Source organism: Methanosarcina barkeri 3 (assembly GCF_000970305.1).
GTDB lineage: Archaea > Halobacteriota > Methanosarcinia > Methanosarcinales > Methanosarcinaceae > Methanosarcina > Methanosarcina barkeri_A.
In genome coordinates this window covers 3,368,826-3,395,742 of sequence record NZ_CP009517.1, presented here as the reverse complement: position 1 = coordinate 3,395,742, position 26,917 = coordinate 3,368,826, and the positions used below count along the sequence as shown (strand labels likewise).

Genomic DNA, 26,917 nt, shown 5'->3' with positions numbered 1-26,917 from the left:
TTTTGGTATTTTTAAGCCAGTTTTTTTAGCCATTTTTTTATACTTCTTATCTGTATGCTTTATTTTGAAGCCTTCTTGAAGACCTTGTATTTGCAGGACTTTCTGTGATGAACGCTTCATAAATAAATATCTGACTCTAAATATCTGACTCAAACTCGGCCAATTCATTAATATACTATTGTGTTAAGAGATCAGGTAAACATCCATAGTAAATTACAAAAAAAATATTTCATTATCAGGAAGCGGATTATTCGTAAGCAGAAAATGGGAGTTGATTCTTATATCTCATCCAAAAACCGTAGAGGAAATGATTGATTGTTCAGGGCCTATCGAGTGTGAGTTATTGCCCAGACTTATTCATGTAACCGAAGCAGCTGCCATTGCCGCAGCGTACCAGATGGGGCGCGGGAACAAAAGTTTTGCAGATCAGGTAGCAGTTGCTTCTATGCGCAGAATGCTGAATAAGCTTGACATGAAAGGCATAATTAAGATCGGAGAAGGAGAAAGGGATGAAGCTCCCATGCTTTATATCGGGGAGCAGGTCGGAACAGGAAAAGGAGACCTTGAGGTCGATATTGCGGTTGACCCGCTTGAGGGAACAAATCTTACTGCAGACGGCGGACCTGGATCGGTTGCAGTCATGGCAATGGCAGAAAGAGGCGGAATTTTCCACGGCCCGGATATTTACATGGACAAGATCGTTGTCGGTCCAGATGTGGTGCGCTATGAAGAGGAACACCCTGATGAAATAATCGACCTGGATGCTCCTGTCAAGCACAATCTTGAGATCGTCGCCAAGGCTCTCGATAGAAGTATTGAAGAGCTTGTTGTTGTAGTACTCGACCGGCCAAGGCATGTCCAGAAAATAACCGAGATTCGGGAAGCAGGCGCTCGCGTAAAACTGATCAGTGACGGAGACCTTATGCCTGGAGTTTCAACTGCGATCCGCGGGTCAGGCATTCATATGGTAATGGGCGCAGGTGGTTCAGGTGAAGCTGTACTTACAGCGGCTGCAATCAAAATCCTCGGCGGAAAGATCCTTGCAAGGCTTGTGCTTCCTACAGTTGCAAATGGAAAGGGCCAGGATAAGATCGATGCAGAAATCGAAGAAAAAATGCCAAGGCTGGAAAAAATGGGAATTACCCTTGAAAACATCAATGATGTCCTTGATACCAATAAGCTTGTGCCAGGAAACGACGTGATCTTTTCAGCATCAGCTGTAACTCCCGGCCATTTTCTGCGAGAAGTCAACCTGTTTGGTGGCGGAGATGCCAGGGTACACACAATCTCGATGGGTGCATCCGGAGCTGTCAGGTTTACAGACAGTATTTATATAAAGGATAAACGCGACACTCCTCTCTACCTGTAAATCCTTTCATTCTTTTCTCATTTTTTTAAAACACAGACTTTGCGAAATATTATTTGATTCAGATTTGATTAGATTATCTGATTCCAGGAATTTCCAAGTACAGACTTTAAAGTTACAGATTTTAAACATTTAGAATTAAAAAACATAGAACTTAGAGTTGAATCATGAAAATCTATCTAGAAAGTTTTGGCTGTTCAGCGAGCCAGGCATCAGCCGAGATAATGAAGGCAAGCGTCGAAAGACTAGGGCATAAACTACTGCTATCTGAGGCTGCCGATCAGGCAGAAGTTTATATCTGCAATTCCTGTACGGTAAAGTACACTACAGAACAGAAGATCCTGTATAAAATCCGCAGTATGGGCGAGAAGAATGTGGAGGTTATCGTATCCGGTTGTATGCCTGAAGTCCAGCTTGAGGATATCCTGCATGCAAATCCCGAAGCTCATATACTGGGAGTAAATGCGATTTCCCGGCTTGGTGAACTTCTTTACTCAATCGAACAGAGAAAAAGGAAAGGTCTGTCAGGAGGAGAACGTCTGGAATTCCGGGCTTACGAACCTGTTGGCTTTCTCAATGTTCCACGTGAACGTTCCAATCCTAATATCCACATATGTCAGATCTCGCAGGGCTGTAATTTTGCCTGTTCTTACTGCATTGTAAAATATGCGAGAGGCAAACTGCACTCATTTCCACCGAATGAAATCATCGAAGACATCCGTTCAGCTGTTGCCGAGGGCTGCAGGGAAATCTGGCTCACTTCCCAGGACGACAGCCAGTATGGAATGGATACTGGTGTCAGACTTCCGGAACTTCTGCGCATGATTTCGGAAATCCCAGGAGATTTCAAAGTAAGAGTCGGAATGATGAATCCTTTCTCTGTACTCCCAATCCTCGATGATCTGGTAGAAGCTTTTGACTCCGACAAGGTCTTCAAACTCCTTCACCTCCCAATCCAGTCTGCTTCCCATTCCGTCCTTAAGAGAATGAACCGTCTGCACAAAATGGACGTTGTGGACATGATAATTACGAAATTCCGTGCCCGTTTTGAAGATTTATCCCTATTCACTGACATAATTGTAGGTTTCTGCGATGAAACCGATGATGAGTTCAAAGAAACTGTCGAATGGGTACAGAAATACCGTCCAGAAAAGGTTAATATTTCAAGATATTCTCCTCGTCCTCATACGAAAGCCTTTTCCTTTAGAAACCTCGACTCCAGGATTTCAGTTCAGCGTTCCCATGAGCTACATAAAGTTTGTGAACAAGTCAAGCTTGGGTCCAAACAAGCAATGATCGGCTGGAAAGGTCGGGCCTTTGTCTCGAAATACACGGAAATCGGGGATGTCCTCACCCGCACGGATGCTTACCGTCCGGTTGTTATAAGTGGCTCGAATCTAAAGCCCGGCCAGTATGCAGATGTGGAAATCGTTGCTGCAAAACCCGGATATTTTCTTGGGAAATTGGCTGAAGATCGGCCAGCTTCCGAAACATAAGGAATTCAATGAGGGATGCCAGGTACAGGTGTATATCTAATTTTCATCCTGGCTACTTTGAATTCCTTCAAAAATACTTAAGGAAATTCTGATTTTTTAATTCCTTATATATAAGTATTTTATAAAAGCTAACCGTTTTTAGATTTTTTTGATTTATTTTTTAGATTTTTTGATTTATTTTTTAGATTTTTTCCTTTTTATGTGAAAAGATGCAATAGTTTTCCATACACACAGAAACGTATATATACTTCTACTCATATGAGAGAAAATAGGATTCCAGGACTATTGAGTACATATGGTCATAAAGGAAACAGGTGGAGTAAAAAGAATGAACATTTGCGTAACAGCCAGTGGTGAGGGTCTCGACTCCAGAGTGGACCCAAGGTTTGGGAGATGCAGCTATTTTGTAATTTATGATCCTGAGACCAGACGTGTGGAATCTATATCAAATGCAGCTGCATTCGCCTCTGGAGGTACCGGTATAAAGGCAGCGGAAATTATTGCAAACGCAGGAGTCCATGTCCTCTTAACAGGTACTGTGGGACCTAATGCTTTTTCTATTTTCTCGGAGCTTGGCATTGATGTTCAAGTAGGAGTAAAGGGTACAGTGCAAGAGGCTATCAGACAGTATGAGGCTGGAGAACTCCAGTCACTCCAAAGTCCCAACAGCACTCCCGGTTTTGGTACGAGAAAAGGAAATAGCATGGGAAAGGGAATGAAAGGAGGTGGTGCGGGAAGAGGAATAGGTAGAGGCAATTAAGCACTAGTCTTGATAAAGTTAGTAAAACAAAATTTCTGAGAAGGACACATTCCTCCATGTGTGAAAAACAGTATTATTTTCTTAATTTCCGAAAAACGGCATTATTTTTTCCTTAAATTCCAAAAAAGGGAATTATTTCTTTTAATTTATTAAAAAAGAAACTATTTACTTTTAATTTCTGAAAAAGATAAGTAGCTATGTAATCTCAAGAATGTATCTCACAGTAAAAATACCGATAAAAACACTACTTATTGATAAAGCGATAGAAAGTACAGGTGATTATATGAAAGTAAGTATTCCTACAAGAGATGAAAATGGTCTGGAAGGTGTTGTTGAACAGCATTTTGGAAAAGCTCCAACTTACACTCTAATAGACACAGAGACCAACCAGGTCACTGTTATTCCTAACACCAGTGAGCATATGGGAGGCGTGGGGCTGCCCCCTGAGTACCTTCATAAGAACGGAGTGAATATCATGCTCTGTGGCGGACTTGGGTTCAAGGCTGTTACTATGTTCGAGTCCTATGGAATCAAGGTTTTTGTGGGGGCCGAAGGTACAGTAAAAGATACATATGAGGCCTGGAAAGCAGGAAAACTCCATAGCGCAACTGCTGAAAACTCCTGTTCTGAACACGGGCATGAGGAACATCACCACCACTGATATCACTAGTTAGTATTGCACTGCTGGATATCACTAGTTAGTATTGCACTGCTGGATATCACTAGTTAGTATTGCACTGCTGGATATCACTAGTTAGTATTGCACCACGATATCACTAGTTAGTATTGCACTGCTGGATATCACTAATTAGTATTGCACCACGATATCACGAATGAGTACTGCCAGAAAGTGTCAGAAGGGTTTCAATTTTCTTAATGTTTCAGTTTCTAAAGACCAATTTTCCAAATGTTCGACTTTTTAAAGACTCATTTTCTGAATTGTGGTGAGAATCAATAACTCACTAAAACGGATCTCAAATGATTGCACAGGAAAGCTTGAAACTCGGGATTAAAGCATCAAGGAACGCAACTCTGGCACTTGCACTTCTTGCTCTTGTTAAAGGGGCTGTGGGTATTTACTCCGGGAGCACAGTCTTGATTGCGGATGCTGTCCATACAGGTCTGGACATTTTTGCATCTCTGGCAGTCTGGATTGGGCTCAAGATAAGCCTTAAAAGTAGTGGTAAGCATTTTCCTTATGGGTACTACAAAGCAGAGAATATCATAGCTCTCTTTGTTTCTCTATTAATCCTGTTTTCTGGCGTTGAACTGTTAAAAGAAGGCTTTACAGGCGTAAATACTACTTCTCAGCTTGAATTTCAGGGGCTTGCTCTTGTGACAGCTGTTTTTTCAGTACTTACAATATATGGCCTTTCTATATACAAACGAAACATAGGCACAAGGATCAACTCTCAGTCTTTGATAGCTGACGCTATGCATTCCTATACGGATGTATTTTCTTCGATGATAGTTGTTGTGGCAGTCCTTGGCTCTATGCTGGGGATCTCGAAACTCGACAGTTTCGGTACTATTGTAATCTCTCTCTTGATTTTCAAAATGGGGGTTGAAAGTGCCAGGGATTCAGTGCTCACCCTGATGGATGCCTGGCTCGATGAAGAGGAAAGTGAGAGAATTAAAAAAGACATACGCAGTATTCCAGGCCTGATAAAACTTGAAGATCTGAAACTCCGAAAATCGGGACTTGTGGTTTTCGGGGAAGCTACGGTTGAAGTTGAGGGTGAAACCGACCTGAAAAGGGTGGAGCTGCTTTCAGAGGAAGTCAAGACGGCTGTTAAAAAAGAAGTGGAAAACCTGGAGCATATTGTTGTTAATGTAAAGCCTGTACAAAGGAAGAACTTTAGGTTAGCTCTTCCAGTTTTCGATATGAATGGGTTTCAAGCAAAACTTTCGGGACACCTTGGAAAAACCCCTTATTTTCTCTTTGTTGATCTTGAAGAGGGTAGGGTAGGGAACTGGAAAATTTTCGAAAATCAGTTTTTTAATTCTGAGAAAAAAGGAGGCATGAAAGCCGTGGACTTAATTATTAGAGAAAAAGCAAATGTCCTTGCAGTAAAAACTGTTGGGGAAGGTCCATATTACATGCTCCGAGATAATTTTGTAAAAATTCTGCAAATTCCCGATGGGGTAGATACTGCTAGAGACGTCCTGGACAGGTTCCAGAATTTCGAAGAAATCACAACTCCTATGAAATGACATGGAGATCGGATATGAAAATTGCAATTGCAAGTGGAAAAGGAGGAACCGGGAAGACTACGGTTTCCTTAAACCTTGCTCTTTCTCTTTCAGATGTACAGCTTTTTGACTGTGATGTGGAAGAACCTAACTGTAATCTTTTCCTTGGCTTTGGCCTTGAAAAAGTAGAAGATGTCGTTTGCCCGGTGCCTGTAATCAATCAGGAAAAATGCAGTATATGCAGGCAATGTTCGGACTTTTGCCGTTATAATGCTCTGGCTGCTCTTCCTGATAGAATTTTGTTTTTCCCTTCTCTCTGCCACGGGTGCGGAGGATGCGCTGTCCTCTGCTCGGAAAAGGCAATCCGGGAATCTGAGAGATCCCTTGGAGTAATCGAAAAAGCAAAAGGAGAAAGTTCTCCTGAGTTTTACAGGGGGCTTTTAAATATCGGGGAAACGATGACATCAGCTGTTATCAAGACACTTAAGAAATATGTTGATGACCGAAAAACTGCAATTCTCGATGCCCCACCCGGAACTGCCTGCCCTGTTATTGCCTCTATCGGAGATGTGGATTATTGTGTGCTTGTGACTGAATCAACCCCTTTTGGTTTCCATGACCTCAGGCTTGCCGTAGACGTTGTAAGGTCGCTTAAAGTTCCCTTTGGGGTTGTTATTAACCGCTGGGGGTTAGGAGACTCAAGGGTTGAAGAGTACTGCAAGGCCGAAGGAATTTCTATCCTTCTCAAGATCCCAAACAATCTTAAAATTGCAGAGCTCTATTCTCGCGGTATTCCCTTTGTTCAAGAAATGCCTGAATGGAATGAGAAGTTTCGTGGTATGTTTGAGGCAATAAAACTCCAGCTTGCAGATACAGAGGAGGCGAGAACATGAAGCAGCTTACAGTAATCAGCGGAAAAGGAGGAACTGGAAAAACAACCCTTACAGCAGCTTTTGCTTCGCTTGCAAAAAATGCTATTATTGCCGATTGCGATGTGGATGCATCTGATATGCATCTTATCCTGAAACCCAAAGTTCTGGAAAAAGAAGACTACTACGGTCTTGAGGTTGCCAGAATTGACCCTGAACTCTGTATCGAGTGTGGAAGATGCAAAGAGTTTTGCAGGTATGGGGCTGTGAGTGGAAATTTCAAAGTTGACCCTTACGGATGCGATGGATGTGCTGTCTGCACCGTTATATGTCCAAAAGGTGCAGTCTCCATGGAAAAAAGGATTTCAGGTCAGGTTTTTTCTTCCGAAACCCGTTTTGGGCCTATGGCTCATGCGAGTCTAGGCATAGGAGAAGAAACAAGCGGAAAACTTGTGAGCGCTGTTCGAAGTAACGCGAAAAAGCTTGCAGAACAATATCATAAAGATTTGATTATAATTGACGGGCCTCCTGGAACAGGCTGTTCCGCGATTTCAGCTATTACAGGTGCGGATCTGGTACTGGTGGTAAGCGAACCAACTGTTTCCGGAGTCCATGACCTTAAAAGAGTTCTTGAACTTACTGTTCACTTCGTGATTCCCACTGTTGTCTGCATAAACAAGTACGACATAAACGAAGAGAATACTCAGCTGATTGAAAATTTCTGTGCCAAACTGGGAATTTCGGTAATAGGTAAGCTTCCTTATAATGATATTGTAACAAAGGCAATGCTTCAGGAAAAAACCTTGATAGAGTATGTTAAAAGCAGTAAGTGTTTAAATGAAAGTGAGTTTGCGGATCAGATCTGCCAAATCTGGACCAGGATGGAAAAGATACTTATGAACATTCAGGATAAACAGAAAGGAACTAAAACCCTCGAGATGAAAAATTTCTAATTTTTATAATTTCTAATTTTATAATTCCCAATTTTATAATTCCCAATTTTGTAATTCCCAATTTTGTAATTCCCAATTTTTCTAATTTTTCTAAAACTGTGATGAAGCTTGATATTAAACTCTGACTATTTTATAAGAATAATTGTAAAATAAAAGCAAATTGTCTTATTTTCCAACTGCGTTTTCTTTTTTCAATTTAATTATACGCTTCCAAATGATCTTTACTTTTTTTAATTGAACTTCTTCTAATCTTTCTTTCTATTACCTTAACTCTAGAACCTTAGTACTATTTTTTGTGGACTATGTATTTATATAATATTTTATTTATATAAACTCAAGAACTAATAATCTTAAACCTTAGTTTTGATAACCATCGGCTTTTACTGTACTTCTTTAATCGAAGTCGATTCCTAAATATGGGGGGGTTTTAGTGCTGAAAGATATTGATGTCGGAACCTGTGTACACCTGTTATCCCGGATAGACGATGAAGCTCTTGATAAGTTCTGGAAAGAAATCTCTGCCGGAAAATCTCCAATAATTGATTCTCAGGGCAATATGGGTTATTCTTTGTTGAGCGATGAAGACATACTATTCATCAGAAACGATTTTAAGGCTACGAATCATGAGTATTTTGAACTGGTCTTTGGGGATCTTTTCCTGCCGGACACGGTTCAGGAACTCCTTTTTAAAGATAAGGTGCTGCTTCTTATGGTGTTAAGAAAAAGCACGCAGGATCTTTTACTCTCCGAGCTTCGTACGGATGTCAAGTTCATGCTTGACCTGCCTCATGGGGAATATTTCTTTTTTGTATTCCTTCTGGATGCCGAAGCAGAATCTTTTTTAAGTTCCATAGCCCACGCCGTAGGTTTTCCATCCAGGATGCATTTAAACAGCCCGGAACTTGAGGCCTTTTATCTCAAACATCCTGTTGACATATGGGAATTCGTAGACCCCTCACCTATAGACATTCAACGCGGAGGGCCTTTCTATATAAACATGATTATGGTAAACATCAAACAGATTCCTGGCTGCTCCTTACTCTTTTCCGAACTTCTGAAGGGAGATGAATCCACACCTCCCCTTTGAAACTTCTCCCTTAAATGGGCTACATCTAAAGTCCTATTTTCTCTCTATTTCAAGTGCAGATTGAGGACTTTAGGTGAAAGTGCAAAATTAGTTTGGTTTTTCAGATTCCGGAAGTTCAAAACAATAAAACTAAAACGAAAATGTATTACAGATGATGTGTGATAAGAAGCTGATTTCTCACAATCATTTTCTCACAATCATTTTCTCACAATCATTTTCTTACAGTCGTTATTTGATGAACTGCGAGGATATCAAATAATGTAATTACTCCAGCCACGAAGAAAACTATTGAAGGTATCATGCTATTAGTAATCGAACCTCCTGTAGCTAACGAATATAAAAAATAAAGCAGGTATAACGGACTTAAAATTAAGATAGCCCATATAACATATGTGAATACATCAGTACTCATATTTTCGCTATCGACATTTGGTTTTTTATTTGTTTTCACACTTGTTTTCACATTTGTTTTCATATTTGTTTTCATATTTTCATGCTCCGAGTATCATTACTCATCGAATCTTCTCCTACTAATAATTAGTAATGTATAACATATATAATAATTTGAGCCTGGTATGGCTTTACAAGAAAAGTTCCAAATAAGAGAGTTTAGACGCAAAGTCCTTTGAATGGAAAAATAGTTATAATCGCGATTTTCAGTAGTTTATAATGCAGTTCTTTACCAGATACGAAGAAATAGAACCTTACGTTACAAAAGACGGTTCAATTATTCGTGAACTCATGCATCCGTCAGTCCACGGCAACTCAAACCAGAGCCTTGCCGAAGCTACCGTACCAGCAGGAGGAAAAACCCTTCTTCACAAACACCACCTGACCGAAGAAATCTATCATATTACAGACGGCAGCGGGATAATGACTCTTGGCTCTGAAGAATTCGAGGTCAAAAAAGGAGATACGGTTTGTATTTCTCCTGGCACTTCGCACAGGATTCAAAACACAGGAAATACGCCGCTGAAAATTCTCTGCTGCTGTGCGCCGGCTTATTCGCATGAGGATACGGAATTGGTGGAATGAATGAAATAAAGTCATAAAATCAGGTTTTTAGGAATTTTTCTTAAATATAATGATTTTTGATCTCATTAGGTTTATTTTTGTAATGAAATTTACTCATCGAAACGGCAAAGACTTAATTTCTTTTTAACTTAAATTCAAAGCTTTTTAGTAACTAGTGACTGTATTAGTAGTCTTAATATGAAAATCATAACCTGGAACTGTAATATGGCTTTCCGGAAGAAATACAAACACATTCTTCCATTTGATCCTGATTTATTAATTGTTTCTGAATGTGAGCATCCGGATAAATTCAGCGATAAATTTTACGATGATGTTTTATGGATAGGTGATAACAGAAACAAGGGGCTTGGTGTTTTCAGTTTCAATGATTTTGAAATTTCAATCCATGAGTCTTATTGTAAAAATTACAGATACATCCTTCCTGTCACAGTGAACGGCAGTGAAGCCATGAATCTTATTGCTGTCTGGTCGCAGAATAATATAGAGGACCCAGGAAGGAGATACATTGGAGAAGTTTGGAAGTCACTGAACTACTATAAAGATTTGTTCAGATTTCCAACGGTTATTGCAGGTGATTTTAACTGGAACGTTATCTGGGATCAGGGGAATCAAAAATATCCTCTTTACGGAACACTCACTGATGTAATTAATTTGTTAGAACAATTTGATATTTTCAGTATGTATCATACTTTTACAAATACAGAGTTCGGGATTGAAAGGGAACCGACACTGTATTTCAGGAAAAACAGAAAGACTCCTTATCATATAGATTACATTTTTGCGCCTTCAGATCTCGTTGCTCGTGGAAAATCGTTTTCGGTCGGTAAATATGAAGATTGGACCTCTCTAAGTGATCATATGCCTTTAATGGCAGAATTAGAGTGAATTAATTCGTGTTTTGGAATTTTCATATGGAAGTCTTGCAGTATCTTCTTTTTAATCGTATAGTTTCTCTTTTGATCTGTCCTCTCTTTTTATATGTGTAAGGCGCTCTCCTGCGTCGAGCGTGACAAAAAAGACTCAGTATAGCTAGTAAGGTTATTTGGTCTTATTTTTTCCTTGTTTTTCCTGTTTTCCTTGTTTTTCCTTTGTTTTTTACCTTTTCATTTTTCCGGTTCAAATGAAATTGTTTATTCTCTTTGTTGATTTTTTTAACTTAAATTCAAAGCTTTTTAGTAGTTAATGACTATATCAATAGACTTGCGGTACACTGCCTATCAAATTGAAAAATTAAACAAAAAAGTGCATAAAATAGATTCGATATAATGATTATCACTGAGTAAGGACTATGAACTTAAAATCAATAATTATAATTGCCTTTATTATTTCAGCTGTTTTATTAGCTGGAAAAGTGTCTCCAGCAATGAACTCTGAGCAATACAGGGAAGGAAGGTATATCCATGTCGATGATATAGTAATGGAATTTAGTGGAGCAAATGCAACGGTTGATGTCGAATATCATCTATCACCTTTAGCCAATGCATATATATTCCTTTTTGGCTCTAAGAACCTGGAACCAAAAGTTAAGGAGATCTTTTTCAAATTTCCAGAAGTGAAAGTACAGAAGATAGGAATTAATAGTGCTACACTCCAATTAACAAATATTTCTTGGAAATATGGTAACGACTATATGCATAACTCTACAAAATTCGGACTGCGGCCGGACATTCTCACTGTTGTTTTTCCTTATAACCAGGGCACTAGAAAACTACAAAATCCAGATTCGACTTTAAGCGTTTTTTATCCGGACCATCCTGAAAATCAGAAAAACACCACTAAAAAATTAAATCGTTAATCAAGCTTCAAAGTATTAGCATAATTTATAAATCTACAAATCTGTAAATCTACAAATCTGTAGTACTATTTCTGACCTATTCCCACTCTAAAAACAGCTCGGTTTTTAAGATTTCCTCCATTTCGATGTTCTCCAGGATTTCAAAAGCGAGGTTTGCCGTAAATTCGTTTTCCGAGTCAAGTAAAGCCTGCAAACATTGTCTGTCCTCTTCAGTACATATCTTTTTGAGAGCTCCGGCAGCTTCGGCTTTTACGAAACGGTTCCAGTCATAAAGGCTGTTGATCAGGGGCTCGATGGCTTTTTTCGGCTTTATCCGGCCGAGGGCTTTTGCAGCAGCCAGCCGCGTAAAATCGTCCGTGTCCGTAAGGGCGGAAATAAGGTGATTGACTGCGTTTTCGGCTTTAATCCGGCCAAGAGCTTCGGCTGCTCCTGATCTTCCTTCATTATTCTTGTCCATTAGTGCATCAATAAGGGGTTCTATAGCCCGTCTAGACTTTATTTTTCCAAGCGCTTTTGCAGCTTCTTCTCTTACGAAGCCACTGTTGTCAAAAACCAGAATATCTATCAGAGGCTGTAGGGCTTCTTTTGACCTTATCCGGCCGAGGGCATTGGCTGCAAACCGGCGCACGGTTGCATCTCTGGACTTTAGGGCACTGATCAGTGGAGGGATAGCTTTTTCACAATCAAAAAGCCCCAGGGACTCGGCTGCAAGCCTCCTGACCTCGTCATCTTCATGATCCAGAGCGCTGATCAGGGATTCAAACGCTCTTTCGCGCCTGCTTTCTGATAGGCTTTGCAGGGCTTTTGCGGTTTCCTTTCGCACAAACTTATCTTTGTCCTTCAGGGCATTATCAGTAAAATCAAATATTCGGTCCGATATGCAGTCCGGAACTCCGTCCAGATTTATCTGGCCAAGAGCTCTTACTGCCCCTTGCCTTGTAAGAGGGTCTTCGGACTTGAAAATACGAATAAGCGGCTCAAGAACTTTTTCCGATTCAAGCTGTCCGAGCGCATTTGCAGCCTCTTTCCTGACAAAACGGTTTTCATCCCCCAGTGCAAAAAGCAGCGGAGCAATAGCTTTCCGGACTTTTATCATTCCCAGGGCTTTTGCGGCTTCCAGTCTGACTAAATGGCTGTCGTCGTGGAGTTTATTTATCAGGGTTTTAGCAGTTTTTTCGGACTTTATTTCTCCAAGGGATTCTACTGCTGTTTTTCTTACAAATTCATCCTCATCCGAAAGTGCGGAAACAAGGGGATCAAGCGTTTTTTCTGACCCTACAACCCCAAGCCCTTTTGCAGCTTCCCTTCGAACGAAGCGGCTTTTATCCCCAAGCATATCGATAAATGTGCCTGAAGTTTTATCCGATTTGATTTCTCCAAGCGCTTTTGTAGCAATCCAGCGCACAAACTCATCTTTATCTTCAAGTGCATCTACAAACGGTTCAACAGCTTTTTCCGATCTCATTCGGCCCAGGGCTTCGGCTGCTCCCAACCTGACAAGTTTGTCTTCTTCCTGAAATGCTTTTATAAGAGCTTCTGCTACTTGCCTGGAGTTTGTTCTTCCAAGAGCTCCTACAGCTCCAATCCGAACAAAGTCATCGTTGGCCCCAAGTGCTGAAATAAGGACTTCCAGAGCTTTTTCCGATCCTATCTGCATTAGTGCATCTGCAGCCTCCAGTCGGACAGCTCGATTCTTATCTTTGAATGTGTCCCTGAGCAATTCGATTGCTCTTTCGGATCCTATTAAGCCAAGAGACTTTACGGCTTCTATCCGCACAGAATAATCTTCGTCTCCAATTGCAGCCCCAAGGGGAACAAGTGCCATCTCTGACCTGGTTTCCCCAAGCACTTTCGTAGTTTCTCTTTTTACTCTTATATCTTTATCCTTAAGTGCTCCAATATTGGCCTTGATCCCACAGGCTCCGAGTCTTCCAAGGCTTTGAATAGCTCTTACTTTTTCTACAGTATACTTGCTGTCAAGTTTCCTGGCAAGTAAAGTACATAGTTTTCCTTTTGTTTCGGGGCTGGCTCTCAAAGCGCACTTTGAAGCCAGATATAAGTTTCCGCTTGACACAATCGAATTTACAAGTTCTTCTCCTGATTCCAGTAAATCCGAGGTGAGCATTATCACATTTTCCCATCTCGGATTTATGAAGGCTTTTGAAGTATCCATACCGCTTTCAAAGTATGTTTTCAGTTTCAGAGCCGCAAAATATTCCTGGAAAGCTCGATCTATTCCGAACTTTACTTCGGACCTCGTTCTTATCAGGAGTCCGAGCCTTAAGCAGTCTTGAAGGAGTTTCTTCGCTCTTACTCTATCAGACCTGCTGTATTCTATAGTCCTTCCAGGTCTTCTGGATTCTATGTATGCTTCTGCTACTTCAAGGGCACAACTATACTTACATGAAATCTTATTCCTACACTGGAGTTTGAAGGCCAAGCTCATCAGGAAATCTTCAATTTCTACTGTTTCGGTATTCAGCTCTTGAGGGTCTGTTCTTCCTTTACTTGCTTCCTGGGAGTTTATTCTCTCTCTAATCAGCTCTTGAGCGTCTTTTCTTTCTGTACTCAGGTCTTGAGAGTCTATTACTTCTGTAATTAGTTCCTGAGAGTTTGTTTTTTCTTTACTCAGCTCTTGAGAGCCTGTTCTTTCTATACCTTGTTTATGGGAGTCTGTTCTCTCATATGTTATTGTTTCAGAGTCTGTTCTCTCGAAACACATCTTTGGAGGCAGTTGGTTCTGGGATCTAAAATATTCCTCTCTTTTCCTGTAATCTTTAAAAAGTTCCGAAACAAAAGCCTGATATATTTCTGCTCGGCTGGAAGGAATAGAATCACAAGAGGTAAAGTGCTGGATATCTTCCTGTTTTCCTCTTCTTCCCATGTGCGCAGTTGAAAGTTTGATCCAGAGGCAAAGCAGCAGAGGGTTCTTGAGAATAGGTTTTGACTGAGTCTCCTCCAGGATTATAGTTTTTAAAAGCTTCACCTGTCTCTTATTCGGAACATTTCTTTCTATAAACAGCCTGACTTTTTCATCGGTCAACTTCTCAAGTTCGGAGAGTGCAAATGTACTTTTTAAGCTATCAGAAGGCTCGGGTCTTGAAGCAATAACATATCTACAGGTTTCATACTCGGAAATAAAATCGGATATTTCATCAAAGGGAGAGAATTTTTCAGAAGGTGTGAGCAGGTCAAACCCATCCAGTAACAACAAAGCTTTTCCTTCAATCAGTTTCTTAAAATCCGTTTCAGAAATACCTTTTTTCGTTACCTGTGCTTTTAAGTAATTATAAAAAGAACCTTTAACATATGAACCAAGCTCTATATATATCGGAACAAACTCTTCTCTTTTCAGTATATATTCCCTGGCATAGACAGTTCTCAGCCACTTAAGGGTGCTTGTTTTTCCCGAACTTGCTTCCCCGTAAATTATCAGGTGCCTTTCTTTTTCCACGATCTGTGAGATCTTGAAGTCGTAAGCAAGGGAAACCCTTTCTTCGAATAGCCTGCGCGTAATTGGCAATATTTCTCTGGCCGATAATTCTACGTAGTTACAGACTTCATCTCTGTTTTCCAATATTATATTTTTCAGGTACGTCTCAAGGTTCACGTTTGAGTTACCCTTATTTACGGACTCAGACATAACGGCCCCCCACAATCTATAAACGGTATTTCTATAAATGGTGTTTCCTTTCCAGATTTTATTCTTTTTGTCAGGGGACCTTTTTTAGGTTTACTGTTTTCGTATGTATTTTCAATATGTATCCCGGACTTTTTCCACAACTTTCTTGTTATATGCATTTACGATGTCGCTTCGGGTAATAAGACCGAGGAGTCTGGTTTTATCTTCTCTATCCACAACAGGAAGCCTACCTATTTGCTTTGAAGCAAAGCGTTTGAGGACTGCATCCAGGGTTTCATCAGGGTAGGCAACTTCCAGACGTCGGGTAGCTATATCCTTTACTTTTTTGTCGATGTCTTCGGACTTTACTTTGCTCCGGAGGTCAGAAAGGGTCACTATACCTGAAAGTTTGCCTCTGGAATCAAGGACCGGAAAACCGACGTGGCGGCTTACCTGCATCAGGGTCGTAAGTACCTCAACACTCTTCTCCTCAGAAACTGTCTGGACATATGTGATCATGGCATCTTTTACAAACATAGAGCTCATGATGTCAACTTCCCTGCCTTTTCGGATTTTGAACCCTTTTCTGCGGAGGCCTTCCGTGAAAATGGACTCCGGGTAAAGGGCATTTGACATCACATTACTGAGGACACAGGCAAACATGAGAGGAAGAATCATGTTATAATTTCTTGTAATTTCAAACAGGATCAGGATGGCAGTAAGGGGAGCCCTGGCAGTTCCGGCAAGGACCGCACCCATCCCAACCATAGCATATGCCCCTTGCTCGGCTATAGTTCCCGGAAAAAACAAGTTTGCAGCTGTCCAGAAAGCTCCTCCTAGCATTGCACCTGTAAAAAGAGAAGGGACAATAGTTCCTCCTGAACCTCCAGAGCCCAGGCTCAGGGAAAAGGCAAGGATCTTTAAAAAAAGCAGGATTAGCAGGAGCTTGAAAGTAAACTGGTTGTTAAGGGCATCCGTTATTACATCATAGCCCATTCCGAGAACCCTGGGGTAAAAAAGGCCTATTGCACCTACTGCGAGCCCCCCCAGGGCAGGCTTGAGAACGGGATGGAGAGAGATTTCCAAAAAAATATCTTTTGTGTAGTAAAGCGTCCTGATCAGTAGTGCAGAGATGAACCCTGCAAGAAGTCCGAGCATAAGATAGAGTCCGAGTTCTTTGTAGGGACTTACCAGCTGGTAGGAAGAGATCTCTATAGGTTTAATTCCGAAAAGTGTGCTTGAGACGAGAGTTGCAAAGACCGAGGAGATAACTATCGGAATAAAGGTCCTGGTTTCAAGTTCTCCGTAAATTACCTCTACTACAAAGACTACCCCTGCAAGAGGTGCGTTAAAGGCAGCTGCAATTCCGCCTGCAGCTCCGCAGCCTAGAAGAACCTGAAGTTGCCTTTCCGTACTTTTCAGGACTCTCCCCACAAAAGCCCCAGTACCGGCGCCTGCAAGGATTCCGGGTGCCTCCTTTCCCAGTGAACCTCCTGAGCTGATTGTGATTATTGAAGTAAAAACTTCCAGAAAAACATCCCTGAGAGTAAGCCTTGCACCACGGAGGGTTACGGTTTCTATAAGCCCATCAACGCCGTACTTCTTTTTCATCAAAAAATGGGAGATTATTCCTACCAGCAGCCCTCCCAGGGCAGGTACGAATAATACATAATAGTGTGGGAACTCGTGTAATGGGAACCCTTGCTGCATACCCAGAAATGTGTTGCTGTACCTGAGAGTCCGGTCATAAACTCCTATCACGAACCCTGTAAGGAGCCCGATTATAATGGCAATTGAGTTGATTCTGGCAGTTTCGGTATCAAACCGGGCAATATACTCTGTTATCCTGAAATGTTCTCTTACATTGTGAAATGCCAATTTGTGCTCTGAACTAACTTCCAAAAACTCGTGCCTCTTATAATCCTTTTGTGTTTTCCTTTTTTTGAAAAAAGGTAAGTTTCAGGTTTATTTTCACCTGAATACTTTTCACTCGAAGGATTTCAATCATTTATTTAAAGGTATCATTATATTATATTATACAATGTATACCCAGAGATTAGCCTGTGAAAATTGGAGGTTCTTTTTTCTATTTATTTTCTCTATTTTCAACTTTCTCTGCTCTCATAATTTTCAACTTTCCCTGTTCTCACTATTTTCAACTTTCCCTGTTCTCACTATTTTCAATTATCTCTGTTTTCGTTATTCTTCGCCTTTTCTACTTACAATTTTTCACTCAATCCTTATCTCTGTTATTCTGGATAAGTTCCAGAACTTCACAGATTTTTTTTGCAGTTTCGGACACGGTCTGCATACCAATGGAGTCCTCTTCTACAGGGTTCCAGGTTATTCCACCGAAATGAGAATTATCACCAACTACAATCATACCATGAATATGCATCCAGTCCTGGATTGACTGAACGGTTTTTTCCTGACCTCCGTTTCTTGAACCTCCAACTGAAAGAGCTGCTCCAACTTTGTTTTTAAGTGCAAATTTATTGCGGCGAAGAAGGACGCTTCTGTCAAATAGAGCTTTAAGCTGGGCAGGATAATTTCCCATATATACCGGCGATGCAACAATTATACCGTCTGCAGCTCTCATTTTCTCATAAACCTCCTCCATATTGTCCTCAATAACGCAGGAAGCTTTCTCTATGCAAGCTCCGCATACTTTACAGGGGGCAATTTTTTCTTTTGAGAGAAAAACAGTATCGGTTTCAAAGCCCCTCTCTTTTGCAATTTCGAGAGCAGCTACAATCATTTTCTCACAGTTCTGGCCTTTTCGAGGGCTACCTGAAATTCCAAGTATCTTCATTGAAATCATTCCGGAACTCTTTTATATTAATTTATCATTGATATTCAGTAATATTGTCTTAAGTTTCACGGATCTGATATAAAATTAGTCCAGAATAAAATTAGTTCAGATCATTAAGCATCTCAAAATAGAACTTGCATTTAAAACGATGCCGGGTGTTTTAAATATATATTTTTCATTTTTATATATATCTCTACCCATTTTACGTAAATTTATATATTAAGACCCAGCTAACTTAAGCTACTCTAATTATATAGGAGGTTGGTTGATTGGTAACATTTCTAGAAAAGATCAGTGAAAGAGCAAAGAAACTTGATAAAACAATTGCTTTACCTGAAACTGAAGATATAAGAACCCTCCAGGCAGCTGCCAAGATTCTCGAAAGAGGTATTGCAAAGGTCGTCCTTGTCGGTAAGGAAGAGGACATCAAAGCCCTTGCTGGAAACCTTGACCTCTCAAAAGCAAGAATCGTAAATCCTGAGACGTATGAGAGAAAAGATGAATATATTCAGACTTTCTATGAGCTGAGAAAGCATAAAGGTGTTACACTCGAAAGCGCAGCCGAGATTATGAAGGACTACGTTTACTTCGCTGTTATGATGGCCAAGCTCGGTGAAGTCGACGGAGTAGTTTCAGGTGCTGCTCACTCTTCCTCTGATACACTTAGACCCGCTGTCCAGATCGTTAAAACTGCTCCTGGTGCAGCTCTAGCATCTGCTTTTTTCATCATTGCCGTACCGGACTGTGAATACGGGTCAGATGGGACGTTCCTCTTTGCTGACTCGGGTATGGTCGAAATGCCCAGTGTGGAAGATGTTGCAAACATTGCTGTCATTTCTGCAAAAACCTTTGAATTGCTGGTTCAGGATACGCCATATGTTGCGATGCTTTCTTACTCAACCAAGGGAAGCGCACACAGCAAACTGACCGAGGCGACAGTTGCTGCCACAAAGCTTGCACAGGAACTCGCCCCTGATATCGCAATCGATGGAGAACTCCAGGTAGATGCAGCAATTGTTCCCAAAGTTGCAGCTTCAAAGGCTCCAGGAAGCCCTGTTGCAGGCAAGGCCAATGTTTTTATATACCCCGACCTCAACGCTGGAAACATTGCATATAAGATTGCCCAAAGGCTTGCAAAGGCCGAAGCTTATGGCCCTATTACCCAGGGACTTGCCAAGCCAATTAATGACCTGTCCAGAGGCTGCAGCGACGAAGACATTGTAGGTGCCGTTGCAATTACCTGCGTCCAGGCTGCAGCACAGGAGAAATAAATAATCTCAAACGTTTCTATATTTATGAACGTTTTAGGAAGCTTTTTATTGACTTTCATATATAAAATATTTTATTGTATATATAAAACGTAAATTAAAAGCAATCTATGAATTGGGGTTTAGACATGAAGGTATTGGTAATAAACGCAGGAAGCTCATCCCTGAAATATCAATTAATTGATATGACCAATGAGTCCCCTCTTGCAGTCGGTCTCTGTGAGAGGATAGGTATCGATAATTCGATCATTACCCAGAAAAGGTTCGATGGTAAAAAGCTGGAAAAGACTACTGACTTCCCCAATCACAAAATAGCTATGGAAGAGGTCGTTAAAAGTCTTACTGATCCGGAATTTGGTGTCATCAAGGATATGGGTGAGATTAATGCTGTAGGGCACAGGGTTGTGCACGGTGGCGAGAAATTTACTGCTTCGGCTTTAATTGACACAGATGTAGAAAAGTCTATAAGAGACTGCTTTGATCTGGCTCCTCTCCACAACCCTCCAAATATGATGGGTATTACTGCCTGTCAAGAACTCATGCCTGGCGTACCAATGGTTGCCGTGTTTGACACTGCGTTCCACATGACAATACCAAAATATGCCTACATGTATGCTCTGCCATATGGCATGTACGAAAAATACGGGATCAGGAAATACGGTTTCCACGGAACTTCACATATGTACGTTTCCAAAAGGGCTATCGCTATGCTTGGAAAACCCGCAGAGGAAACTAAGATTGTCACCTGCCACCTTGGGAACGGTTCAAGCATTGCAGCTGTTAAAGGCGGAAAATCCATTGAGACCACCATGGGCTTTACCCCGCTTGAAGGGGTCTGTATGGGTACCAGGTGTGGTTCCATTGACCCTGCAGTAGTTCCCTTCATTATGGAAAAAGAAAACCTCTCTCCTAGGGAAGTCGACACCCTTATGAACAAGAAGTCCGGTGTGCTCGGAATTTCCAGCATCAGCAATGACTTCAGAGACCTTGATGAAGCCGCATCCCACGGCAACGAGAGAGCCGAGCTTGCCCTCGAAGTCTTCGCTTACAAGATCAAGAAAGTTATTGGTGAATATTCAGCTGTGCTCGATGACCCAGATGCAATAGTTTTTACCGCAGGCATCGGAGAAAATAGCGCAAGCATCAGAAAGAGAATCCTTTCCGGTCTTGAGAACTTTGGAGTAAAGATTGACGAGGAAAAGAACAAGATCAGAGGTCAGGAAATCGACATCTCCACTCCAGATTCAAAGATTCGAGTCTTTGTTATCCCAACCAATGAAGAACTTACCATTGCAAGGGATACTAAGGAAATTGTTGAGACCGAAGCTAAACTGCGTAGCTCGGTACCTGTTTGATAGTAAAGGGAAAATCTCCTTTACTTTTTCTATTTTTAACTTTTAGTCTCATTAAAAGCTTAAGTTGTACTTTTTTGTTGAACTTGCTTTGATGTAGGATTTGCTGTTACGAACTCAATTTCTACTGTTTTTGTTCTTCCGTTTCTACTGTTTTTGTTCTTCCGTTTCTACTGTTTTTGTTCTTCCGTTTCTACTGTTTTTGTTCTTCCGTTTCTACTGCTTTTGTTCCTCTTTCACTGTTTTTTCTTCTATTTTCCACTTTTTCTGATTTTGAAAAATAACTTTTTACCTTCGAGAGTTGTAATTTCTATTGTTATAAAATTAATACCCCAAAGAATAACTGTCCTTGAGCTGTCATATGACTATGAAACAGGTGGATCTTTTCCCTCACGCACCCAAACCAGATAGGATATTGGTAGCCAGGATTTTTGAGGCTGCCAGAGAAAAGAACCGGTACATACTGGGCCTTGAAGCTTTTGATATTCTGAAAGCTTACGGCATTCCTGTAGTAAAGACTGCGTTTGCAAAGAATATAGAAGAAACTATGATTGCTGCAGAAGAGATAGGTTATCCGCTTGTAATGAAGGTTGTTTCTCCGCAGATTTCTCATAAATCCGATATTGGAGGAATCAAACTTTCCCTTAGAAATGCTTCTGAAGTAAAAGCTACCTATCAGGACATAATGGATAGCATCCCCAAGAAACTGCCTGATGCATCCCTTAAAGGTGTACAGCTTCAGCCAATGCTCTCAGGCGGCAAAGAAGTAATTCTAGGGATGGTTCATGATCCCACTTTCGGGCCAATGCTAATGTTCGGTCTTGGTGGAATATATATAGAAATTCTCAAAGATATTCGGTTTGCGATAGCCCCTGTTGACGAAAGAGAAGCCAGAGATATGGTCACAGGGATTAAAACCTATCCGCTCCTTGCCGGAATCAGAGGGGAAAAGCCTGCTGACATTGATGCGCTTGTAGACATAATTCTCAGGGTTTCGAATCTTGTTTGCGATTTTCCTGAGATTGAAGAATTTGAGATAAACCCTATGATGGTTTTTGAAAAAGGAAAAGGCGCACTTGCTGTGGACTTGAGGTTAATACTAAAGAGTGACCTGTGAATTTTCTAGGTCAACCGTTGACCCTAAACCGTTGACCCTAAACCGTTGACCCTAAACCGTTGACCCGAAACCGTTGACCCGAAACCGTTGACCCGAAACCGTTGCGCCGGTTTATCACGCCTATAGGGTTAGGGGATAAGTTTTTCAAATCTAAACGTTATCAGGGGTTTTCGGTCAAGCCTTTTTTTAAAAGGGTTGCGGTCAAGCAGTTTTTTTAAAAGGCTTGCGGTCAAGCAGTTTTTTCAAAAGGGTTGCAGGCAAATTTCCGGTTTTTTCCCAAATCCTTCTCAAAAGCTTTTTCGCTATCTAACGGCTATGGTTGCAGAATTATGAGACGTTTCGGGCCTGGTCATAGTAAAATTATAACATTTGTTTCGTACATATTTGGAGTAGTAAATGAGGTGATAAGACGGCCCAGGAACGGAAAAGACTCATGCTGGCTGTGGGTATCCTGCTTATTTCGAGCACTATAGCTATTAATCTCCTACTTGAGGATTCACCAGTGGTAATCCAGCTTGAAGGAGATACGTTCAAGGTTGTGGATATCCCGTATGTATATACCGTAAAAGAAGCGTATATTCTTCTTTTTTCCGGATTTTTTGGAGGTCTGGCGCTAGCTCAGGTTCTACTGTACCTGGGGGTTCAGGGTTCTGAGCTTTCAGTAACCGGACAGGCAGCACAGATAGCGGCTCTCAACGTTATTGCAGAGAAACCTCCTGAGAAAGTTTTTGAGTTAGAGCTTGAAAATTCTGCTGTTGAGGAGACTTTGCCCAGGGCTAACATCGACCCTACAGATGTCCTTCTTCGAGCTCTTGAAGGGGATGAGAGGAAAGCAATTGAACTGATTGCAGCAAAAGGAGGAAGAATTCTCCAGAATGAACTCGTAAATTCTCTTGACTTTTCCAAGGCCAAAGTTTCTCGAGTTCTCATGAACCTGGAAAAGAGAGGCATAATAACAAAGAAAAAATATGGGCTTACAAACTGCATTTCGATAGCTGATGAGCTTAAGGATAACGTGGGGCTGAGGGGTGAAATGAAATGAAGAAAAGTGCTCTTATTTCGGTTTCAGTTGTTTTATTGGCTCTGGTTCTGGGAGGGTCATGGTACTATGGAGATGGGGCCGATGTAAAAATTACTGATATGCATGCTTCTCCTTTCGGGGCTGGTGACTCTGGAAAGCTGAACATAACGCTTCAAAATAACGGTTTAAAACCTGTGGATGTGTGGCTTGAGGTTGAGAACGCTTTTGTGGATGAAAATGGAGTGAGTTACTCGACACCAAGGCTGATAATCTCCGATAACTCAACAAATCCATGGGATGAAGGATCAGCTTCTCTTCAGAAGCCGATAAAGCTTGTTCCAGGAAATAACTCGGTCAAAGTATGGCTTGGGTATAAACTTCCAGGGGAGTACCCTGTAAAGGTTAGGGTCATTCAGAATAGCAGGCTTCTGGATGAAGAGACTTATCCTGTAAATATCCCGTTTCCGGAAATTCATCTTAAGCTGGAATATGAAATGGAAAGCAAAAACAATTCTGATGTTTACAGGATCTATGGCTATATTATTAACAAAGGGCTTAGCTATGCAAGAAACGTGTCAACAAACCTTACAGTAACAAACGAGAGAACCGGAGAACTGGTGCTTACATCTTCCGAACTTTATGATGCAGGAGAAAAAGATAAAAGTCCTCTGTGGACCTGGCCCGACTATCCCTATGCAATTGTGGAAATTGCACATAGCAAACCTTCGGGAAAATCTTACATGCCTGTCAAGAACGTGGTAATAGGGAGCAGCGAGGACCGCTTCAAGGTTAATGTAACGGCTAGATGGCAGAATCAGGTGGCTTTTGCCGAACTATTAATCCCTTCAAAGGAGGAGACCAGGTGATGCATATGAAAAAGCGAAGTCAATTTTGCAGCCACGGATATGCAAAACTCTTGCTTCTCTTAGTTTTGCTTTCCAGTATATGTGCTGGGTGTCTTGGCCAGGACCCTCTTAAAACCAGAGCAGAGAAATTAGTTGGAAGTCTAGGGGATGAGGATAAGGAGGTTGCTTCGGCTTCAACTAATGCACTTATTGATATTGGGGAACCTGCAGTTTCATCCCTTATTGAAGCTTTAAAAGATGAAAATCCGCAGGTGCGCAGTTATGCTGCTCTTGCCCTTGGAGAAATAAGAGATAAAAAAGCTGTGGAACCTCTGATGGAAATTCTCGATGATCCCTCTCCTGAGGTTCGTAGGAATGCAGCTTATTCACTTGGAGAAATTGGAGACATAAAGGCTGTTGAACCCCTTATTGAACTATTAAAGGACGAAGACGTGGAAGTAGTTCGCTTTACAGTAGTTGCGCTTGGGTTATTGAAGGACCCCAGGGCAACTGAGCCTATTTGTGAAGTTATGGATCGTGATGATGCCAGAACACAGCATGAAGGTAATCCCGATATACGCCATCAAGCTGTATACGCTCTTGAAGAAATCGGAGATCCGGCTTGTACAGATACGCTTCTGGATCTGTTGGGTGATAAAGAACTCGGACGTTCGGCTGCCAATACGCTTGGCAACTTTAAAAGCGAAGATGTATTTGAAAAAGTAGCTAAAAAGCTGCGGAACAGTAATCCCACAGTCCGGATTAATGCCATAGCTGTGTTTGAATCTAACCGTGACCCTGCTGCTGTTCCTCTCTTGATTAAAATGCTGAATGATGAGGTTCCAGAGGTTCGAAAAGAAGCCATTCGTAGTCTGAGTTCTTTTGAAGAGCCTGAACAGGTTGCCATGAGTGAACAGCTCATGATTAATGCTCTTGGCGACAGTAAATCCGAGGTACAGGAAGAAGCTGCCCGTTCTCTTGGAAGGTTAGGAAGCAGGGAGGCAATACCTTCTCTTGAAGGGCTTCTCCAGTCAAAGAACAAAAATCTCCAGAATGCTGCTATTACGGCTTTGGGAGATATTGGAGACCCTGAGGCTGTAGACGTTCTTATTGCCACTCTTGCAGACAAAGACTGGTTAGTACGAGAAAATATTGTGAATTCTCTGGTTGAGATAGGAGACTCTCGAGCGATTGAACCTTTGATTTCCTTACTTGAAGATGAAAGCTATAGAGTGAGGAAAAGTGCTGCAGAAGGCCTTGGGAAATTTGGAGATCGGAAAGCTGTTGAACCTCTCCTCAAGGCTCTTGAGACCGAGAGAGAACAAGAAGTCAGAGTTTCTGAAGTTAGAGCTCTTGGGATACTGGGAGGACAACAAGCAGTGGAAGGCTTGAACCGGATAAGCATGGACCCAGATGAGTACGGGTTTGTAAGGACTGTTGCAGAGGAGTCACTGGAAAAACTCAGGAGAGGAGAAACAGGAAATAACTCTTCTCCTTTTTAAACAATCTATCTGGGCTGCAAGACTCAAGTTTTTATTAGTCTAGCAACAATTGCGAAAATTTGGGAGTCCGAAAAGATCTCTTACATTTTCCAGGTTTTTGATCGATAGTGATCAACTATTAGCCGAGGCTATGCTAGATTTTTCAATATTTGAAAGTGAAGTGAAAAGTAAAATGAAAAATGAAGTGAAAAGTGAAGTGAAAATGAAGTGAAAATGAAGTGAAAATGAAATGTAAAGTATTTATAAATTATCTGCAGAAGTAAGGAGGAAAAATAACAAATGAAGAACCATACAGCAATTTTACTGGCTGCTCTTGTTGTCTTAACTGTGTTTGCAGCAGGCACTGCAAGCGCAGCAGACACCACTAGCAGTAATAACAATACTTACAATGTTGTTTATGCGGATTATAAGTGCGAGAGCTGGTCTGACGAACAATACCCTGTAATCGATCTGTTTGGAGACAAATATGTTCCGCTGTTCAATGATAGCGAAAATATACCGGACTTACATGTTAACAAGCTTGCCAGACTCGTTCTTGACAGCAATGAAACTTATACCTTCAAAAACAATGAAAAATTAAATCTCGGAAACGGGTATGCTCTTGAAGCCAAGAAAATCGATATTGACAATGAAACTGTCTGGCTAGAGTTCACTAAAGATGGAAAATTTGTAGCGAGTCAAAATATCTCAGTTAATACCGGGGAAAATAACAAGACATGGAATGTCACTCTTGACAATGTTGAGGGTGAAAACAATATTGTTGTCATGAAAGTGTATGTCAACCAGTTGTTTGCAGGTGTAGAAAACAATATTGTTCGGATCGACGGAGTTTGGCTTATTGACTATGCAAATGCCAGAACACTCAATATTGGGGACAAATTGGGAGATTTTGCACTTAAGAAAATCACAAGCGGAGTAGATAGATCTAATCTGGGAGGTCTTGTTTTCAAAAATGACATGAATAATTCTTCTGTAACCTGTAATATTGTCGGTACAAATTATAAATGCGATAGCTGGTCTAGTGAACAGTACCCATTAATTAGATTATTTGAAGAGAACTATGTTCCATTGTTTGCAAATAATAGCTCAATCTGGCAGTCCAATATTAACAAGCTTGCTAAGCTCGTTCTTGATAGTAACGAAACTTATACCCTCGAACCCAAAGAAAAACTGGATCTTGACCATGGATACGCTCTTGAAGCTAAAAAGATTGATATTGTCAATGAAACGGTTTTGCTAGAACTCACCAGGGACGGGCAACATGTTGCGGAAAAAAATATCTCAATAAGTACCGAAGACAACAAGACATGGAGTATTGTCCTTGACAATATTCAGGGTGAGAACGATACTGTTGTTATGAAAGTTCACGTCAAACAGTTATTCGTGGGTACAGAAAAAAGTATTGTTTGGATCGATGGAATCTGGCTTATTGACTATGCAAATGCCATAACACTTAATATTGGGGACAAACTAGAGGGATTCACGCTTGAGAAAATCATTGGTGGAGTGGATGAAGCTGATCCGGGCAGTCTGACTTTCGAAAGTGTTTCGACTTCTAATTGTTCCGCACCCTCTGATTCCGAAAAGGTACCAGCAAAGTTCACTAATAAAAGTATGGAATCATCCATCTTATGGTGCAAGGAATTTTGGGGATATATCTCGATGAAAAGCAAACAAACTTTTTGCTGAAAATAAGAAAAAGATCACATCAAAGGGAACTGGGTATCTCAGACTCAGGCAACATAAAAAGAATGAATGTCCTGTCTCACAAAGTTTAGCACTATTTGTTGACTCGATGTTAACTTGATATCGACTATTTGTTGA

Annotated in this window: 22 protein-coding genes; 18 read left to right on the top strand and 4 right to left on the bottom strand. The window is 41.0% G+C overall.

The genetic code is table 11. The features are described from left to right. Positions 1-280: 280 nt before the first annotated feature. From glpX to MSBR3_RS13740, 8 genes are all read left to right on the top strand, one after another. On the top strand, positions 281-1,369 hold the full coding sequence (gene glpX / locus MSBR3_RS13775; protein WP_048110550.1) for a class II fructose-bisphosphatase: 1,089 nt from the start codon (positions 281-283) through the stop codon (positions 1,367-1,369). A 164-nt stretch (positions 1,370-1,533) separates the two neighbouring features. Continuing rightward, on the top strand, positions 1,534-2,862 hold the full coding sequence (locus tag MSBR3_RS13770) for a tRNA (N(6)-L-threonylcarbamoyladenosine(37)-C(2))-methylthiotransferase (RefSeq protein ID WP_048108811.1): 1,329 nt from the start codon (positions 1,534-1,536) through the stop codon (positions 2,860-2,862). A 295-nt stretch (positions 2,863-3,157) separates the two neighbouring features. After that, complete coding sequence (locus tag MSBR3_RS13765; protein WP_052723414.1) at positions 3,158-3,622, top strand: NifB/NifX family molybdenum-iron cluster-binding protein; 465 nt, start codon at positions 3,158-3,160, stop codon at positions 3,620-3,622. Between the two features lie 283 nt (positions 3,623-3,905). Next, complete coding sequence (locus MSBR3_RS13760; protein WP_048108810.1) at positions 3,906-4,283, top strand: NifB/NifX family molybdenum-iron cluster-binding protein; 378 nt, start codon at positions 3,906-3,908, stop codon at positions 4,281-4,283. A 317-nt stretch (positions 4,284-4,600) separates the two neighbouring features. Further along, on the top strand, positions 4,601-5,836 hold the full coding sequence (locus MSBR3_RS13755) for a cation diffusion facilitator family transporter (RefSeq protein WP_048108809.1): 1,236 nt from the start codon (positions 4,601-4,603) through the stop codon (positions 5,834-5,836). A 14-nt stretch (positions 5,837-5,850) separates the two neighbouring features. Beyond that, positions 5,851-6,708, top strand: a complete 858-nt coding sequence (locus tag MSBR3_RS13750; protein WP_048110547.1) for an ATP-binding protein — start codon at positions 5,851-5,853, stop codon at positions 6,706-6,708. Beyond that, entirely contained in the window at positions 6,705-7,637 is a 933-nt protein-coding gene (locus tag MSBR3_RS13745) for a nucleotide-binding protein (protein WP_048108808.1), read from the top strand. The genes MSBR3_RS13750 and MSBR3_RS13745 overlap by 4 nt, the downstream gene beginning before the upstream one ends. A 430-nt stretch (positions 7,638-8,067) precedes the next feature. Then, positions 8,068-8,724 (top strand): hypothetical protein, encoded by a 657-nt coding sequence (locus MSBR3_RS13740; protein WP_230627494.1) that lies wholly within the window; start codon positions 8,068-8,070, stop codon positions 8,722-8,724. A 211-nt stretch (positions 8,725-8,935) separates the two neighbouring features. Here the strand turns inward: MSBR3_RS13740 and MSBR3_RS13735 are convergent, their stop codons facing one another. Next, the gene (locus MSBR3_RS13735; RefSeq protein WP_048108807.1) at positions 8,936-9,211 is read right to left on the bottom strand and encodes a hypothetical protein; all 276 of its coding nucleotides are present in this window, start codon (positions 9,209-9,211) and stop codon (positions 8,936-8,938) included. Between the two features lie 182 nt (positions 9,212-9,393). Between MSBR3_RS13735 and MSBR3_RS13730 the strand changes: the two genes are divergently transcribed. The 3 genes from MSBR3_RS13730 to MSBR3_RS13720 all read left to right on the top strand — a co-directional run bounded on the left by MSBR3_RS13730 (position 9,394) and on the right by MSBR3_RS13720 (position 11,554). Next, entirely contained in the window at positions 9,394-9,759 is a 366-nt protein-coding gene (locus MSBR3_RS13730) for a cupin domain-containing protein (RefSeq protein ID WP_048108806.1), read from the top strand. 177 nt (positions 9,760-9,936) lie between these two features. Continuing rightward, entirely contained in the window at positions 9,937-10,644 is a 708-nt protein-coding gene (locus MSBR3_RS13725; protein WP_048108805.1) for an endonuclease/exonuclease/phosphatase family protein, read from the top strand. A gap of 403 nt (positions 10,645-11,047) precedes the next feature. Continuing rightward, positions 11,048-11,554: a hypothetical protein gene (locus MSBR3_RS13720; protein WP_048108804.1), complete on the top strand. Its 507-nt coding sequence runs from the start codon at positions 11,048-11,050 to the stop codon at positions 11,552-11,554. A 76-nt stretch (positions 11,555-11,630) separates the two neighbouring features. Here MSBR3_RS13720 and MSBR3_RS13715 read toward each other — a convergent pair whose 3' ends face one another. From MSBR3_RS13715 to MSBR3_RS13705, 3 genes are all read right to left on the bottom strand, one after another. Next, the gene (locus MSBR3_RS13715; protein WP_048108803.1) at positions 11,631-15,197 is read right to left on the bottom strand and encodes a HEAT repeat domain-containing protein; all 3,567 of its coding nucleotides are present in this window, start codon (positions 15,195-15,197) and stop codon (positions 11,631-11,633) included. 111 nt (positions 15,198-15,308) lie between these two features. After that, a complete protein-coding gene (locus MSBR3_RS13710) occupies positions 15,309-17,078 on the bottom strand; it encodes a chloride channel protein (protein WP_048108802.1) in 1,770 nt (589 codons plus the stop codon). A 331-nt stretch (positions 17,079-17,409) separates the two neighbouring features. Continuing rightward, positions 17,410-17,988 carry a flavodoxin family protein gene (locus MSBR3_RS13705; RefSeq protein WP_048110543.1) on the bottom strand — a complete coding sequence of 193 codons (579 nt, stop codon included), beginning with the start codon at positions 17,986-17,988 and terminating at the stop codon, positions 17,410-17,412. A gap of 269 nt (positions 17,989-18,257) precedes the next feature. On the opposite strand from MSBR3_RS13705, the gene pta reads away from it, so the two are divergent. From pta to MSBR3_RS13670, 7 genes are all read left to right on the top strand, one after another. Then, the gene (gene pta / locus MSBR3_RS13700; protein WP_048108801.1) at positions 18,258-19,259 is read left to right on the top strand and encodes a phosphate acetyltransferase; all 1,002 of its coding nucleotides are present in this window, start codon (positions 18,258-18,260) and stop codon (positions 19,257-19,259) included. Between the two features lie 125 nt (positions 19,260-19,384). Beyond that, positions 19,385-20,611 carry an acetate kinase gene (locus MSBR3_RS13695; protein WP_048108800.1) on the top strand — a complete coding sequence of 409 codons (1,227 nt, stop codon included), beginning with the start codon at positions 19,385-19,387 and terminating at the stop codon, positions 20,609-20,611. A gap of 358 nt (positions 20,612-20,969) precedes the next feature. Continuing rightward, on the top strand, positions 20,970-21,725 hold the full coding sequence (locus MSBR3_RS13690; RefSeq protein ID WP_048108799.1) for an acetate--CoA ligase family protein: 756 nt from the start codon (positions 20,970-20,972) through the stop codon (positions 21,723-21,725). A gap of 433 nt (positions 21,726-22,158) precedes the next feature. Continuing rightward, positions 22,159-22,767: a helix-turn-helix transcriptional regulator gene (locus tag MSBR3_RS13685; RefSeq protein ID WP_048108798.1), complete on the top strand. Its 609-nt coding sequence runs from the start codon at positions 22,159-22,161 to the stop codon at positions 22,765-22,767. Continuing rightward, positions 22,764-23,612 carry a hypothetical protein gene (locus MSBR3_RS13680; protein WP_048108797.1) on the top strand — a complete coding sequence of 283 codons (849 nt, stop codon included), beginning with the start codon at positions 22,764-22,766 and terminating at the stop codon, positions 23,610-23,612. Before MSBR3_RS13685 ends, MSBR3_RS13680 begins: the two co-directional genes overlap by 4 nt. Continuing rightward, positions 23,612-25,093: a HEAT repeat domain-containing protein gene (locus MSBR3_RS13675; protein ID WP_048108796.1), complete on the top strand. Its 1,482-nt coding sequence runs from the start codon at positions 23,612-23,614 to the stop codon at positions 25,091-25,093. The genes MSBR3_RS13680 and MSBR3_RS13675 overlap by 1 nt, the downstream gene beginning before the upstream one ends. A gap of 279 nt (positions 25,094-25,372) precedes the next feature. Further along, complete coding sequence (locus MSBR3_RS13670; protein ID WP_048108795.1) at positions 25,373-26,782, top strand: S-layer protein domain-containing protein; 1,410 nt, start codon at positions 25,373-25,375, stop codon at positions 26,780-26,782. Positions 26,783-26,917 lie beyond the last annotated feature (135 nt).